This window comes from Xanthomonas sp. NCPPB 3582 (assembly GCF_041475735.2).
GTDB classification, from domain to species: domain Bacteria; phylum Pseudomonadota; class Gammaproteobacteria; order Xanthomonadales; family Xanthomonadaceae; genus Xanthomonas; species Xanthomonas codiaei.
Genome location: NZ_CM192968.1, coordinates 3,373,116 through 3,387,391, shown reverse-complemented (window position 1 = coordinate 3,387,391; position 14,276 = coordinate 3,373,116). Strand labels below are relative to the sequence as shown.

The 14,276-nt window shown below is 65.1% G+C and carries 12 protein-coding genes and 1 other RNA gene; 9 read left to right on the top strand and 4 right to left on the bottom strand.

Translation table 11 applies throughout. The annotated features are described in order from the left end of the window. Positions 1-16 precede the first annotated feature (16 nt). Entirely contained in the window at positions 17-862 is an 846-nt protein-coding gene (locus tag ACCQ05_RS14235) for a DUF3298 and DUF4163 domain-containing protein (protein WP_372391018.1), read from the top strand. 66 nt (positions 863-928) lie between these two features. Next, positions 929-1,429 carry a MarR family winged helix-turn-helix transcriptional regulator gene (locus ACCQ05_RS14230; protein ID WP_104542610.1) on the top strand — a complete coding sequence of 167 codons (501 nt, stop codon included), beginning with the start codon at positions 929-931 and terminating at the stop codon, positions 1,427-1,429. 86 nt (positions 1,430-1,515) lie between these two features. Here the strand turns inward: ACCQ05_RS14230 and ACCQ05_RS14225 are convergent. Together ACCQ05_RS14225 and ACCQ05_RS14220 are read right to left on the bottom strand one after the other, a co-directional pair. Then, positions 1,516-1,591, bottom strand: a non-coding RNA gene (locus tag ACCQ05_RS14225) — sX9 sRNA. Between the two features lie 225 nt (positions 1,592-1,816). Then, positions 1,817-4,015 (bottom strand): M3 family metallopeptidase, encoded by a 2,199-nt coding sequence (locus ACCQ05_RS14220; protein WP_372391016.1) that lies wholly within the window; start codon positions 4,013-4,015, stop codon positions 1,817-1,819. Between the two features lie 324 nt (positions 4,016-4,339). On the opposite strand from ACCQ05_RS14220, the gene ACCQ05_RS14215 reads away from it, so the two are divergent. Beyond that, positions 4,340-4,825 (top strand): glutathione peroxidase, encoded by a 486-nt coding sequence (locus tag ACCQ05_RS14215; RefSeq protein ID WP_372391014.1) that lies wholly within the window; start codon positions 4,340-4,342, stop codon positions 4,823-4,825. A 333-nt stretch (positions 4,826-5,158) separates the two neighbouring features. Further along, a complete protein-coding gene (locus ACCQ05_RS14210; protein WP_104544391.1) occupies positions 5,159-6,130 on the top strand; it encodes an IS110 family RNA-guided transposase in 972 nt (323 codons plus the stop codon). A gap of 228 nt (positions 6,131-6,358) precedes the next feature. On the opposite strand, the gene ACCQ05_RS14205 is transcribed toward ACCQ05_RS14210, so the two are convergent. Both ACCQ05_RS14205 and ACCQ05_RS14200 read right to left on the bottom strand, forming a co-directional pair. Then, entirely contained in the window at positions 6,359-7,138 is a 780-nt protein-coding gene (locus tag ACCQ05_RS14205) for a ferredoxin--NADP reductase (RefSeq protein WP_228964921.1), read from the bottom strand. Positions 7,139-7,331: 193 nt separating this feature from the next. Then, positions 7,332-9,209: an ABC transporter ATP-binding protein gene (locus ACCQ05_RS14200; RefSeq protein WP_372391012.1), complete on the bottom strand. Its 1,878-nt coding sequence runs from the start codon at positions 9,207-9,209 to the stop codon at positions 7,332-7,334. Between the two features lie 224 nt (positions 9,210-9,433). On the opposite strand from ACCQ05_RS14200, the gene ACCQ05_RS14195 reads away from it, so the two are divergent. From ACCQ05_RS14195 to ACCQ05_RS14175, 5 genes are all read left to right on the top strand, one after another. Continuing rightward, the gene (locus tag ACCQ05_RS14195) at positions 9,434-10,951 is read left to right on the top strand and encodes a fumarate hydratase (protein WP_104540504.1); all 1,518 of its coding nucleotides are present in this window, start codon (positions 9,434-9,436) and stop codon (positions 10,949-10,951) included. A 484-nt stretch (positions 10,952-11,435) separates the two neighbouring features. Then, positions 11,436-11,723 carry a hypothetical protein gene (locus ACCQ05_RS14190; RefSeq protein WP_372391010.1) on the top strand — a complete coding sequence of 96 codons (288 nt, stop codon included), beginning with the start codon at positions 11,436-11,438 and terminating at the stop codon, positions 11,721-11,723. Positions 11,724-11,758: 35 nt separating this feature from the next. Then, positions 11,759-12,513, top strand: a protein-coding gene (locus ACCQ05_RS14185; RefSeq protein ID WP_372391008.1) for an IS5 family transposase whose coding sequence is annotated in 2 segments (ribosomal slippage) — positions 11,759-12,086 and positions 12,086-12,513 — 756 coding nt in all. Because the reading frame shifts where the segments join, the coding sequence is not laid out codon by codon here. A gap of 189 nt (positions 12,514-12,702) precedes the next feature. Next, on the top strand, positions 12,703-13,338 hold the full coding sequence (locus tag ACCQ05_RS14180) for a glutathione S-transferase family protein (RefSeq protein WP_228964917.1): 636 nt from the start codon (positions 12,703-12,705) through the stop codon (positions 13,336-13,338). A gap of 112 nt (positions 13,339-13,450) precedes the next feature. Beyond that, on the top strand, positions 13,451-14,164 hold the full coding sequence (locus tag ACCQ05_RS14175) for a carbonic anhydrase (RefSeq protein WP_372391006.1): 714 nt from the start codon (positions 13,451-13,453) through the stop codon (positions 14,162-14,164). The last annotated feature ends 112 nt before the right edge of the window (positions 14,165-14,276 follow it).

The window sequence follows — 14,276 nt, the reverse complement described above, 5'->3', positions numbered from 1 at the left end:
AGGGGAGCGGGTGGGAATGGGTCGGTTGTTAGCAGGAAATGGGGTGCGGGGCCTGCTGGTGCTGGCGCTGCTGACCGGCTGTACGCAGCGCGAACCGGCAACCTCTGAGCCGGCCGAGCCGGCGGCCGATGCGGCCGTGGCACCGCCGCCGCCGGTCGAGCCGGCGATGGTGCAGAGCGGCCCGCTGGAAGATGTGATCGAGCACGCGCCTGCCTACATGGTGGGTATCAGCTATCCGCGGGGCCTGGATGCCTATCCGGAACTGACCGCGTTGATCCGCAAGTACGCGCAGGACGCGCGCAGCGAATTGATGCAGGCCGTTTCCGGTCTCGGCAACGACAAGCCCGCCGCGCCCTACGAATTGTCGCTGGCATTCGAAACGGTGTTGCAGACCGCCGACCTGATCGTGATCTCTGCCGACGGCAGCCGCTATACCGGCGGCGCACATGGCGAGCCATTGGTGGCGCGCTTCGTGTGGCTGGTCAAGGAGCGCAAGCAGTTGACTGCGCAGGCGCTGATTCCTGACGCGGCAGGATGGGGCAAGATCGGCAGCGCGGTGGCCGCACAGCTGCATGCCGCTGCCACGCAACGCGTGGCAGCCGACCGCGTGCCGATCGAAGAACAGGCCGAACAGGTGGCCTCGGCCGATCGCATGATCGCCGAGGGCACTGCCGCGCAGGTGGACAACTTCGCGCAGTTCGTCCCGCTCTTGGATGCAGCCGGGCAGATCACCGCATTGCGTTTCGTGTTTCCTCCGTATCAGGTGGGGCCGTATTCGGATGGCACGCAAACCGCCGACGTCGCTGCATCCACATTGCTGCCGTGGGTCGCGCCGGAATATGCACATCTCTTCGCTCGCTGATGTATCGCCCCGCAGTCGATGTGATTGAATGGCTCGACAATTCTGTAATGTATTCCAACGGGTGATATGAGTAGTTTCGATCCAACCGCAAACCGCGTGGACCACACCTGCGCGCGTTACCCGGAATTTCCGCGGGAACCGGCCGTCCTGGTGAGGTTGGTCAAGCATCTCTACAAGCGAATGCATACGCAAGCCTGCGTGCGGCTCAAGCCGTACGGCATCAGTCCGCCGGAATACGAAATCCTGATGATGCTCTATGGCACGCCGGAACAGGCCATCACGCCCACCGAAGTGGCCGAGGCGGCCAGCGAGAAACCGGCCAACATCACCCGGCTCACCGATCAGCTGTGCGAGAAGGGCTTGATCGCCCGCGGCGCCAGTCCCGACGACCGCCGCAAGATCGTACTGACCCTGCAGCCGGCAGGGCTGGCCTTGATCGATAGCCTGTTGCCGGAAGCGTGCACGCTGTTGAATGCGCAAACGGCCGGCATCAGCGATACCGAACAGGTGCGCCTGGAGAAGTTGTTGAAGAAGCTGCTCGATGGCGTGGACGCGGTGGAGTCCTGACAGCGGTCAGTGCATCCGGGCCGGTTGGCGGGACGGTACCCGAACCTCGCAAGACGGCAATACACGCAACTTGCCAGCCTTAGAGCGGCCAACAAAACGTAGCTAGCGGTCGTCAGATGGATGCGGACGGCGCAGAGGAACCGCAGTGTACGCGTGGTACATGCCGTACCAAGCACCAAGCACCAAGCACCAAGCACCAAGCACCAAGCACCGACTGCGCCCGCCTGGCGATGCGCAGTCGTTTTGCCAGCTGCTCTTTAGTCACGCACTGGTTTTCGCCAGGCGGCCAGTGCCTCGCGTGCGGCATGCCCCGCCTCTGCCTGCAGCAAAAGCGCCGCCCGGATCGCTCCGGGCGGCGCTGTGTTTGAAGCAAGGCTGCAGGCCGGATTACGGCTTGGACTGCGGTGTTTCCGGGGTGGCGCCATCGCCGCCCTGCGCACTCAAGCCGCGCTTTTCCAGCAACGGTTCGATCTGCGGCGCATGGCCGGCGAAGTTCTGGAACAGTTCCATCGCATCCACGCTGCCGCCACGCGACAACAAGGTCTTGCGGAAGCGGTCGCCGTTGGCGCGGCTCAGGCCGCCGTGTTGCTTGAACCATTGCTGGGTATTGGCATCCAGCACTTCGGACCAGATGTAGGCGTAGTAGCCGGCCGCGTAGCCGCCCATGATGTGGCTGAAATACGGGGTCTTGTAGCGCGGCGGCACCGGCGCATAGGCAATGCCGTCCTGCTGCAGGGCCTTGGCCTCGAACGCCATGACGCCGGCCGCATCGGGCACGTCGCTGGCGCTGATCTGGTGCCAGTTCTGGTCCAGCATCGCCGCTCCCAGGTATTCGGTGGTGGCAAAGCCCTGGTTGAACTTGGATGCGGCAATCACCTTGTCCAGCAAGGCCTGCGGCATCGGCGTGCCGTTCTGGTAATGCTTGGCGTAGTTCTTCAGGATGGACGGCTCGTCGGCCCACATCTCGTTGACCTGCGAGGGAAACTCGACGAAGTCGCGCGGCACGCTGGTGCCGGAGAAATACGGGTATTTGACGTCGGAGAACATGCCGTGCAGCGCATGCCCGAACTCATGGAACATGGTGGTCACTTCGTCCCAGGTCAGCAGCGTCGGCTGGCCGGCCGGCGGCTTGGGAATGTTGAGGTGGTTGGCCACCACCGGCTTGAAACCGGTCAGCTCCGACTGCGACACATAGGAGTTCATCCAGGCGCCACCGCGCTTGGATTCGCGGGCGTACATGTCGGCGATGAAGATCGCCAGCTGCTTGCCGTCGGCATCGAACACGTCGTAGACGGTGATGTCGTCGCGGTAGGTCGGCAGATCTGTGCGCTGCTTGAAGGTCAGGCCGTATTCCTGGGTGGCGGCGTAGAACACGCCGTTCTCCAGCACGTTCTTCAGTTCGAAGTACGGCTTGAGCTGCGACTCGTCGAAGTTGTACCTGGCCTGGCGTACCTTTTCGCTGTAGTACGCCCAATCCCAGGCTTCGAGCTTGAAGCTGGGCTTGCGTGCGGCCTTTTGTTCCTTGTCGATCATCGCCTGCAGGTCGGCGGCTTCGCGCTTGGCATTGGCCACCGCCGCCGGTGCCAGCTTGCCCAGCATGGCGTTGACCGCTTCGGGGGTCTTGGCGGTCTGGTTTTCCAGCGAATAGGCAGCGTAGGTGGGGAAGCCGAGCAGCTTGGCCTTGTCGGCACGCAGCTTCATGATGCGCGACACCAGCGCGGTGTTGTCGTACTGGCCGCCGTGGCTGCCGCGCGACACCGAGGCGTCGTAGATCTTCTTGCGCAGCTCGCGGTTCTTCAACTGTGTCAGCGGCGGCTGGCCGGTGGTGTTGAGCAGGACAATCACGTACTTGCCCTCGAGCTTGCGCGCCTTGGCCGCTTCGGCCGCAGCGGCGATCTGTTGTTCGGACAGGCCGTCGAGCTGCTTGACGTCATCCACCACCACCGCGGCGGCGTTGACCTCGGCCAGCACGTTCTGGCTGAAGGTGGTGCCCAGCTTGGCCAGCTCGGCATTCATCGCCTTGAGCGTGGTCTTGTCCGCATCGGAGAGCTTGGCGCCGTCGCGCACGAAGTCGCTGTAGTACTTCTCGACCAGACGCACGCCTTGCGCATCCAGTCCCAGCTTGGCGCGTTGGTCGTACAAGGTCTGGATGCGCGCGAACAGCTTGCCGTTGAGCGAGATCGCATCGCGGTGCGCGGCGAACCTGGCCGAATAATCGGCCTGCAGTTTCTTGCGCGCATCGTTGGTGTCGGCACCCACCAGGTTGAAGAACACGGTGGTGGCACGGTCGAGGGTGGCGCCGCTCTTTTCCAGAGCGATGATGGTGTTCTCGAAGCTCGGCTTGGCCTTCTGGTTGGCGATCTTGTCCACTTCCTTCAATTGCTCGGCCATGCCGGCATCGAAGGCGGGGGCGAAGTCGCTGTCGGTGATCTTTTCGAACTGCGGGTAGTGCAGCGGCAGGGTGCTGTCGGCAAAGAAGGGGTTGGCTTGGGTGGAGGCCTGCGTGGCGGCAGGCGCGGCGATGCTGTAGGACGGCATGGCAAGTCCCAGGGAAGCGGCCAGGGCAAAAGCGAGACGGGTGGTCAAGAGGGTTGCTCCAAAGTGCGAACCGCCGAGGCTAACCCAGCTGGCCCGCACAGGCCTGTGACAAAAGGCATGCCCGGGCGGCGTTTGTGCGCAGGGCAGGGCGGGCGCTGACGATCTGGCAAGGCGGGCGGGGCCGTAGCGCAGCGTGCTGCCGTGGCGTTTTGCCGGGGCATCGTGCGCGGACCGGGGGTGTGCGGAAAGCGCTCTCCGGCGTGCCTGGAGCGCGCAGGACGTGCCGCATGGCGACCTTCGGCGGCGTACAGCTGCGCTGCAGCAACGCAGGCAACGCGTTACCCTGCGGCCTTCGCAATCATCGAGCCAGACATGCGCAACCTCTCCAGCTTCGAATTCACCGACCTGGATGGTCGCACGCAGTCCATGCGCGATTACCTGGGCAAGGTGGTGCTGGTAGTGAATGTAGCGTCCAAGTGCGGCTTTACCCCGCAATACGCCGGATTGCAGGCGCTATGGCAGCGCTACCGTGAGCGCGGGCTGGTGGTGATCGGATTCCCCTGCGATCAGTTCGGACATCAGGAGCCGGGCGACGAGGCGCAGATCCGGCAGTACTGTTCGCTGGATTACTCGGTGGATTTTCCACTGTCGTCCAAGATCGAGGTCAATGGCAGCGGCGCGCATCCGCTGTGGCAGTGGCTCAAGCACGAACAACGCGGCGTGCTGGGGTCCGAAGCGATCAAATGGAATTTCACCAAGTTCCTGATCGGCCGCGACGGCGCGGTGCTGGAGCGCTACGCGCCGACGACCAAGCCCGAAGCCATCGCGGCCGACATCGAGCGCGCATTGGGCGCGTGATCCCGCGGGGCGTGAAGCCCAACATGTAGGTAGGAGCGCACCCGGGCGCGACGAAGCCTTACCGGGAAAGCTTCTTCGCGCCCGGGTGCGCTCCTTGTATCTGGACATGGCCGCATAACAGCGTTATGTCTTCCGACTGATCATCGGAGCAGATGCAAGAAGCCCATGCGCTCCTTAAGCCTCGAGCTTGTATCGTAGATCGGCTCTGCATCTGCAACTGCTGGCCCTCGGTGTCCGGACGGTATCAAGAGTCCGCCACAGGCGTGAACTCGCATCACAAGGCAGGACCTGGACCAGCGCTGATCGTCGTCCATCTGATTTCAGGAGGTTTCCATGTCCCCCATCGTGGGCATCGACGTCGCCAAACACAGCGTGGATCTGGCCATCGAGCTGGCCAATGGCAAGCACCGCACCAAGGCCAAGCTCGCCAACGATCCCAAGGGATTTGCTGCCCTGCACGCGTGGCTGCGCACCCACGCGCAGCCGGATAGCTGGGTGGTGATGGAGGCCACCGGCAGCTATCACGAAGCACTTGCCGAGTTCCTGCACGAGTGCGGCTATCGGGTGTGCGTGCTTAATCCGGCGCAGGTGGCGCTGTATGCGCGCAGCCAGTTGCGGCGGGTCAAGACCGACCGCAGCGATGCGAAGCTGATCGCCAGTTACGGGCTGCGCCATCGCGACCAGCTGCGCGCCTGGCAGCCCGATCCACCGGCCCTGAAGACGCTCAAGGCGCTGGTGCGTCGCCGCGATGACCTGCTGGAGATGCTGCTGATGGAGCGCAACCGGCTGGAGGTTGCCCCCGCAGACGTGCAACCCTCGATCCAGGGGCTGATCGCGCATCTACAAGCCCGGATCAACGAGATCCAGCAGGCCATCGACGATCACATCGACCAAGACCCGGACCTGCGTCAGCAGCGTCATCTGCTGACCAGTATCAACGGGATCGGCGACATCAGCGCTGCGCTGCTGTTGGCCGAGCTGGGCCCGGTAAGCCGCTTCGCCGACGCGGGCGCGGTGACGGCCTTCGCCGGCCTGAACCCGCGCCTGCACGAATCAGGCAGGTATCAGGGCAAGGTCTGCATCTCCCGCACCGGCTCGGCGCGGCTGCGCGCCGGACTGTACATGCCAGCCCTGGTCGCCATACGTCATAACCCGGTGATCACCGCGCTCAAACAGCGTCTGCATGCACGCGGCAAACACGGCAAGCAGATCGTCTGCGCCGCCATGCGCAAGCTGCTGCATCTGGTCTATGGCGTCCTCAAATCGGGCACCGCATTTGACCCACAGAAAGCCCTTGCCAGGTGAGGGGCAAGACGGTATCTACGGCACGGGTTGCTCAGCGGTGTGCCGATGCGCTGTAGCTGGTGCACCCATGCCGAGCCTGCGATGCGCGTGAGATGTGGCAGTGGTGGCAGACCAGCGCGCAGCCCTGCGCAGGAGCGCACCTGGGCGCGAGGGCGTTACCGGGAAAGCTTCATCGCGCCCGGGTGCGCTGCTACGAGGCTGCGATGCCGAGGTATCGCAAGAACACTCTCACTTCTCGACGAACGCACGCTCGAAGACGTAATGCCCCGGCGTGCCGATGCGCGGCGAGGTCTGGAAACCGCGGCTGTCCAGCAGGGTGCGCAGGTCGGCCAGCATCTGCGGGCTACCGCAGATCATGAAGCGGTCGTTGGCCGGATCCAGCGTGGGCAGGCCCAGTGTCTGCTGCATGCGGCCATCGGCCATCAGCTCGGTCAGGCGGCCCTGGTTGGCGAAGGCTTCGCGGGTCACTGCGGGGTAGTACAGCAATTTGTCGCGCAGGATGTCGCCCAGGAATTCGTGCTGCGGCAACTCGCGCTCGAAGTAGTCGCGATAGGCCAGATCCTGTTCGAAGCGCACGCCGTGGGTGAGGATCACCTTGTCGAAGCGTTCGTAGGTTTCCGGGTCCTTGATGATCGACAGCCACGGCGCCAGCCCGGTGCCGGTGCCCAGCAGGTACAGGTTGCGCCCCGGGTGCAGGTCGCTGATCAGCAACGTGCCGGTGGGCTTCTTGCCGACCAGCACCTTGTCGCCGGGCTGGATGTGCTGCAGCCGCGAGGTCAGCGGGCCATCGGGCACCTTGATGCTGAAAAACTCCAGCTGTTCTTCCCAGTTGGCACTGGCGATCGAATACGCACGCAGCAAGGGGCGCGTTTCGGTTTCCAGGCCGATCATCACGAACTGGCCGTTCTCGAAACGAAAACCGGGGTCGCGGGTAGTGGTGAAGCTGAAGTAGGCATCGGTCCAGTGACGGACCTCAAGCACCGTTTCGGCGCCGAAAGCGGAAGACATACCGGTGAGTGTCGTGGGAGGAGTACCCGGCAATTCTACCTCAAGCCGTCCAAATGAGATGAACTCTCATTTGGACGGCCGGGATTCGGCAGTCGGGATTGGGGATTCGCAAGAGCAGATCCTGGGTCCTGGACGAGTCGGGCTCGTGGCTGAGCCGGCAGCTCTTCCCAATCCCCAATCCCGAATCCCGGCTTCATCGATACCCCGCCGCCTGCAGCTCGAACAGCTCCGCATAGCGCCCGCCCTGGGCCATCAACTCTTCATGGGTGCCGGCCGCCTCGATGCGCCCCGCCACCAGCACCAGGATGCGGTCGGCCATGCGCACGCTGGAGAAACGGTGCGAGATCAGCACCGCGGTGCGGTCGTCCGACAGCTCCTTGAAGCGCTGGAACACCTCGAACTCGCTGCGTGCGTCCAGCGCGGCGGTGGGTTCGTCCAGGATCATCAGCTGCGCGTCGCGCATGTAGGCGCGGGCGATGGCGATCTTCTGCCACTGCCCACCGGACAGGTCCACGCTGTTCTTGAAGCGGCGGCCGATCAATTGGTCGTAGCCCTGCGGCAGCCCGGCGATCAGCTCGCCGGCCATCGCGCGCTGCGCAGCGGCCTGGATGCGGCCGGTGTCGTCCATCGCATCCACCTGGCCCACGCCGATGTTCTCGCCCACGCTCAGGTGGTAACGCACGAAGTCCTGGAAGATCACCCCCAGATTGGCGCGCACATCGTCCAGATCGTAGTCGCGCAGATCGCGGCCATCGAGCAGGATGCGGCCTTCGGTCGGGTCGTACAGCCGCGCCAGCAGCTTCACCAGCGTGGTCTTGCCGGCGCCGTTCTCGCCGACCAGCGCCAGCACTTCGCCGGCGCGCAGTTCGAAGTCCAGATGCCGCACCGTCCACTGCTCCGCCTCCGGGTAGCGGAAGCCCACGTCCTGGAACACGAAGCCCTGCCGGATCGGGCGCGGCACCGGCAACGCATCCGGGCGCGAGCGGATCTGCGGCACGATAGTGAAGAACGAGTACAGGTCGTCCAGATACAGGGCTTGCCCGGCCACCTGCGAAAAGCCGATCAGCAAGCCTTCCAGCAGCTGGCGCAGGCGCAGGAAGCTGCCGGCCAGGAAGGTCAGGTCGCCGATGCTGAAATCGCCGCGCACCGTGCGCCAGGCGATGTAGCCATAGGCGGCGTAATAGCCCAGCGTGCCCAGCGCCGCCAGCAGCGCGCCCCACAACGCCCGCTTGCGTGCGAGCGCGCGGTTGGCGTGGAAGAACTTGTCGGCCAGCCGGCGGTAGCGCGCGATCAGGAAGCGGTGCAGGTTGAGGATCTTGACTTCCTTGGCGGTCTCCACGCTGGCGCCCACCTGGCGCAGGTAGTCGAGCTGGCGTCGCTCCGGCGTCCACTGGAAGTTGAGCGAATAGCCCAGTGCATTGAAGTGCGCCTCGCCGATGAACGCCGGAATCAGGGCAATGGCCAGCAGCACGATCAGCCACGGCGCATACACCACCAGGCCCACCGCCAGGCTGATCACGGTGATGGCGTCCTGCACCTGGCCGAACAGCTGGCTCATCAGGTTCATGCGGTTCATGGTCTGGCGCCGCGCGCGGTCCAGCTTGTCCTGGCGGTCCGGGTCTTCGAAATCCTCCAGATCCAGCTGCGCGGCATGTTCCATCAGGCGCACGCTGGCGGCGTTGTTGAACAACTCCGACAGCAGCGCATCGGCATAACCGACCATGCGCCCGAGCAGGTCCGAGCCGATCGCCAGTGCCAGTTCCAGCGCCAGCAATTCCAGCAGCCGGTTCAGGCGGCCGCTGCCCAGCGCCTGGGCGAACGACTCGAACGCCGGCGGCTGGCCCACCAGGTGGACCGCCTCGTCGATGATCAGCTTGCCGATGTAGAGCGTGGCGATCGGCATCAAGGCGCGCAGCACGCGCAGGCCGATGCTGCTGGCGCTCAACCAACGACTGGTCTGCCAGATCTGGCGCAGGAACGGGGGCAGATTGCGCAGCGCATCCAGGCGTTCGCGCAGGGTGGGGCCGGTACGGGGAGCGGGCGCAGTGGCGCCGGAGTGGGAAGCTGACATGCGCATAGTGTGCCGGGCGCAGCGTGCGCCGGGAGTGTTGGGCGCTGTCGGGAGGGCAGGTCGCCGCCGCTCAGGCCTGTTGGCCCACGTCCTGGCAAGGCGATGGACGCAGGGCAGTGTCATGCAGCGCCTTCCGCAACGCAGCCTTCCCGCGGCCGCGTCGGTCCGGCCGGCGGTTTGTTCTAAAATGCCGGGATTGCCCCCCGCCAGCCGTAGAGCCAGCCGTGACCTCGATCAAGCAGGAAGACCTCATCCAGTCCGTCGCCGATGCGCTGCAGTACATCAGCTACTACCACCCGGTCGACTACATTAAGAACCTGTCCGCTGCCTACGAGCGCGAAGAATCGCCGGCCGCCAAGGACGCCATCGCACAGATCCTGATCAACTCGCGCATGTGCGCCGAAGGCCACCGCCCGATCTGCCAGGACACCGGCATCGTCACCGTGTTCCTGGAAATCGGCATGAACGTGCGCTGGGACGACGCGACGATGGGCGTGGAAGACATGGTCAACGAGGGCGTGCGCCGCGCCTACAACCACCCCGACAACAAGCTGCGCGCCAGCGTGCTGGCCGATCCGGCCGGCAAGCGTGCCAATACCAAGGACAATACGCCCGCAGTGGTCAATACCAAGATCGTGCCGGGCGAGCATGTCGAGGTGATCGTCGCGGCCAAGGGCGGCGGCTCGGAAGCCAAGAGCAAGTTCGCCATGCTCAACCCGTCCGATTCCATCGTCGATTGGGTGCTCAAGACCGTACCGACCATGGGCGCCGGCTGGTGCCCGCCGGGCATGCTCGGCATCGGCATCGGCGGCACCGCCGAAAAGGCGATGCTGCTGGCCAAGGAAGCCCTGATGGAGCCGATCGATATCGTCGACCTGCAGGCGCGCGGCGCCTCCAATCGCGCCGAAGAACTGCGCCTGGAGCTGTACGAAAAGGTCAACGCGCTCGGCATCGGTGCACAGGGCCTGGGCGGCCTGACCACGGTGCTGGACATCAAGGTCAAGGATTACCCCACCCACGCCGCCAACCTGCCGGTGGCCTTGATCCCCAACTGCGCCGCCACCCGCCACGCCCACTTCACCCTGGACGGCAGCGGCCCGGTGATGCTGGACCCGCCGTCGCTGGAAGACTGGCCCAAGCTCACCTACAACCCGACCAATGCGCGCCGGGTGAACCTGGACACCATCACCCGCGAAGAAGTCGCCAGCTTCAAGCCGGGCGAAGTGATCCTGCTCAACGGCAAGCTGCTGACCGGCCGCGACGCCGCGCACAAGCGCATGATCGACATGCTCAACCGCGGCGAAACCCTGCCGGTGGATTTCACCAACCGCTTCATCTACTACGTCGGCCCGGTCGATCCGGTGCGCGATGAAGTGGTGGGCCCGGCTGGCCCGACCACCGCCACGCGCATGGACAAGTTCACCCGCCAGATGCTGGAGCAGACCGGCCTGCTCGGCATGGTCGGCAAGTCCGAGCGCGGCGATGCGGCGATCGATGCGATCCGCGACAACAAGGCCGTGTATCTGATGGCGGTCGGTGGCTCGGCCTACCTGGTGTCCAAGGCGATCAAGGCCGCGCGCGTGCTGGCGTTCGAGGACCTCGGCATGGAGGCGATCTACGAATTCGAGGTCAAGGACATGCCGGTGACCGTGGCGGTGGATTCCACCGGCGAGTCGGTGCACAAGACCGGCCCACGGCAGTGGCAGTCGCGTATCGGCAAGATTCCGGTGCTGGTGGAATAAGCGCTGCGATCGGACCGGCTGGGTTGCCGTCAGGCAGGCGTGGCCGGCTTCCATCAGCGGCATGGCCTGCGTCCAATGCGCGTGATCTGCATTGGATGCCTCTCACCGATCGACTGCCAGGCTGCGCGCGTTGCCACTGACGAGTCTGGTCTGGTGGGCGAGGCCCTGCAGGGTCACACCGTTTCCCGCAGCCATCCCGACCCACGTGGTTGCAATAAACGACAGGCCTCTGCGTGCCGGGAATCGGCGGGCGGTCGATGCATCTCTGCAGCGTCGCTTCGTGGAGATGAAGCGCCTTAGGAGACACCGACAGTGCAGGTGCCCGGGCGCGATGCGGGGTTGCCTGTATCGCCCCGTCGCGCGCAGCTATGCTCCTGCGCGATGCTGGCGAGCTGGCCGAGCGAGCTGGCTCGCCGACGCGTGCCACCGCCGTGCAGGAAGCGGCTATGCTCGGCGCATCAGCTGGTTCCCAGGGAGAACAGGAATGCTCCGCCGCATCTGTGTCGTGCTGCTGTCATGCCTGAGCCTGGGTGCGTTGGCGCAGCAGCAAAAGGCGCCGACGGTGTTGTTTCCGTCCAGCAACTACGCGCCGCGGCCTGCGGATCCGGTGCCGTTCCAGGAGCGCAAGCCGCCCAAGCAGGACGCCACCGCCACGCGGTTCAACGGGCCGGCCGTCGCAGACCGCTGCATCGCGCAGTGCAACGACAGTGCCAGGCAATGCCGCCGCGGCCGGCCCAGCGAGGCTAGGGGGTGTCATCAATTGATCGAATAGGCGATGCTTGCTGTCCTTTTTCGCCCTCTCCTGCAATGGCACGTCGCTACGCTCTGCGAGACGATCAATGGGATCGCATCCGCGATCTGCTTCCTGGCCGAGTCGGATACGTCGGTGTCACCGCCAAAGACAACCGGCTCTTTGTCGAAGCGGTGCTGTACCGCTACCGAGCCGGCATCCCTTGGCGGGATCTGCCCGAGCGCTTCGGTGATTTCCGCGTGATCCACCTGCGACATAGCCGCTGGAGTCGGGCCGGCGTCTGGCAACGGGTGTTCCAGGCGCTGTCCGAAGACGCCGACAACGAATACGCAATGATCGACAGCACCATCGTCCGGGCGCATCAGCACAGCGCCGGGGCAAAAGGGGGGAGCCACAAGCCGTCGGACGTAGTCGCGGAGGACTGAGCAGCAAAATCCACGCAGTGGTCGATGCGCTGGGCAATCCAGTGGCGTTTCATCTGAGCGCAGGCCAGGCGTCGGATCTGGAAGGTGCAGATGTCTTGTTGCCGCACGTGTCGGTGGGAGCCTTGCTCGCTGATCGAGCCTACGATGCCAGTGCACGGGTCATCGAACCGATGCAGCGGCGGGGGACGCAGATCGTCATCCCCTCCCATCCGACCCGTAAGGTGCAGCGCGACTACGACCGGGTGCTGTACAAGGATCGACATCTGATTGAGAACTTCTTTGCCAAACTCAAGCAGTACCGCGCCATTGCGACTCGCTACGACAAGACCGCCTGCAACTTCCTTGGAGCGATCTACTGGATCGCCTCCGTCATCTTGCTCAATTGATGACACTCCCTAGTTGCAGCAGCCGGGCGGCACCGCGTGGGCAGCGCTGCGACGAGGTGCAGAACCCGGCGCAGCGGGCCAACTGCCTGGCGCAGGTCTTCGATTGCACCCAACAGAGCGAGAACACCCGCTGCGAACCGCGCAAGCTTGCCTGCCTGCGCGCCTGTACCAACTGACCCCGGAGCACGCATGGTCGCCACGCTGTACCACACCCCCAGCACTGCGGCCCTGGTCGTGCACTGGCTGCTGATCGAACTCGACGTACCCCACGTGCTGCATCCGTTGGACTTCGACCGACGCGAGCAGAAATCGCCCGAGTATCTGGCGCTGAACCCGGCCGGGGTGGTGCCAACCCTGGTGCTGGACGGGCAGGTGCTGACCGAAGCGGCGGCGATCGTATTGCACCTGGCCGACCTGTACCCGCAGGCCGGGCTGGCGCCGCCGGTCGCTTCGCCCGAGCGCGCGGCGTACTACAGGTGGATGTTCTTCTGCGCCAACACCTTGCAGCCGGCGTATCGCGCCTGGTTCTACCCCGACGAACCGGCCGGTGCCGCGCACGCCGATGCTGCGCAGGCGCAGGCGCGCGCCAGGCTGGAAGCGGCCTGGGCCCAAGTGGATGCGCATCTGCAGGCGCATGGCCCGTACCTGCTGGGCCAGCAGCTGTCGGCGGCCGACTTCATGCTGACCATGCTGATGCGCTGGTCGCGCAACATGCCGCGGCCGACCGACACCTGGCCTGCGTTGCAGGCACATGCGCAGCGTATGAAAGCGCGCCCGGCATTTCAGGAAATCTATCGCCGCGAGGGCTTGATCGACTGGACCTGAATGGACGGCTCGCGGCTGCGAAGTTCTGTGCGCATAACCTCCCAATGAGTCGTTTTGGGCTCGTTGTCACATAGTACGATCGCCGCACCAACCAGAGAGCAGGGGCTCGTCCATGTCGCATTCCGTATCCCGTCGAAAGCTGCTGCAGTGCGCCTGTTGCGCGCCGATTGCCGCGGCCACCGCGTCGCTTCCGTTTGCGGCGCGTGCCGCACCGTCGAAGAAGACCGATCTGAATGCCGACCAGGCGCTGCAGGTCCTGCGCGACGGCAATGCCGCCTTCGTCGAAAACCGCCCCAAGAAGGTGATTTCCGACAGCCGCCGCCGGCTGGAGCTGGCGCTGGGCCAGACCCCGTTCGTGATCCTGGTGTCGTGCTCGGATTCGCGCGTGCCGCCGGAGCTGCTGTTCGGCCGCGGGCTGGGCGAGATGTTCATCGTTCGCAACGCCGGCAATACCGTGGACACCACGGCGCTGGGCTCGATCGAATATGCGGTGAGCCAGCTCGGTGTGCCGTTGGTGGTGGTGATGGGCCACGAGAGCTGCGGCGCAGTGGCGGCGGCGGTTTCGGTGGTGGAGCAGAACGCGTTTTTCCCGGGCGCGATCGGCGCCATGATCGAACCCATCGTCCCGGCCGTGTTGACCGCCAAGACCAAGGGAGGCGACGACCTGCTGGCCGCCTCGGTCAAGGCCAACGTCAAGCGCACCGTCGATCGCCTGCGCGGCGCCTCCGAACCGGCGCTGCTCGAACCCCTGCGCACCGGCGCATGCAAGGTGGTTGGCGCCTATTACACCTTGAAGGACGGCAAGGTCGACTTCTTCGACGTCTGATCGTCGCTCCGGCCGCAACGCCGCGCAAGGCGATCGCCCTGCGCGGCGCGGCCATGTCCACCGACCGCGCTGGCCCGGGAGCGCCATGGCATCCGGGCAGCCGCCAGCCCGC

Coding starts and splice junctions, on each gene's coding strand:
- ACCQ05_RS14235 (WP_372391018.1), top strand. CDS start 17: ATGGGTCGGTTGTTAGCAGGAAATGGGGTGCGGGGCCTGCTGGTGCTG.
- ACCQ05_RS14230 (WP_104542610.1), top strand. CDS start 929: ATGAGTAGTTTCGATCCAACCGCAAACCGCGTGGACCACACCTGCGCG.
- ACCQ05_RS14215 (WP_372391014.1), top strand. CDS start 4,340: ATGCGCAACCTCTCCAGCTTCGAATTCACCGACCTGGATGGTCGCACG.
- ACCQ05_RS14210 (WP_104544391.1), top strand. CDS start 5,159: ATGTCCCCCATCGTGGGCATCGACGTCGCCAAACACAGCGTGGATCTG.
- ACCQ05_RS14205 (WP_228964921.1), bottom strand. CDS start 7,138: ATGTCTTCCGCTTTCGGCGCCGAAACGGTGCTTGAGGTCCGTCACTGG.
- ACCQ05_RS14200 (WP_372391012.1), bottom strand. CDS start 9,209: ATGTCAGCTTCCCACTCCGGCGCCACTGCGCCCGCTCCCCGTACCGGC.
- ACCQ05_RS14190 (WP_372391010.1), top strand. CDS start 11,436: ATGCTCCGCCGCATCTGTGTCGTGCTGCTGTCATGCCTGAGCCTGGGT.
- ACCQ05_RS14180 (WP_228964917.1), top strand. CDS start 12,703: ATGGTCGCCACGCTGTACCACACCCCCAGCACTGCGGCCCTGGTCGTG.
- ACCQ05_RS14175 (WP_372391006.1), top strand. CDS start 13,451: ATGTCGCATTCCGTATCCCGTCGAAAGCTGCTGCAGTGCGCCTGTTGC.